We start from the raw sequence: 229 nt of genomic DNA, 5'->3' as shown, positions 1-229 counted from the left end.
GCCTCGTCCACGATCGGGCCGGCAGCTTGGCGATCAGGGCGTCGACCCGGGTGGTGGTGAACAACCCGGAGGCGACCCCGTCGTCGCAGCGGGTGGCCATCACATACGACACGTCCTGTTCCTGCAACCAGCCGCGTAGGCCCGGGTTCTGCCCGTAGGCCTCATCGGCGGTGAACCACGCGAACGGCACCCCAGCGGCGATCGCTCGCTCCAGCATCGCCCGCGCCTG

1 protein-coding gene is annotated in these 229 nt (G+C 70.3%); it reads right to left on the bottom strand.

Going from position 1 to position 229, the window contains the following annotated elements; translation table 11 throughout:
- On the bottom strand, window positions 1-229 hold a 229-nt coding region (locus ACLQ24_RS30745; protein WP_425895217.1), incomplete at both ends, for a transposase.

Origin of the sequence: Micromonospora sp. DT4 (assembly GCF_049841675.1) — a bacterium.
GTDB lineage: Bacteria > Actinomycetota > Actinomycetes > Mycobacteriales > Micromonosporaceae > Micromonospora.
Note: the sequence above shows the minus strand (reverse complement) of the source record. Positions and strands in the feature narration are given on the sequence as shown.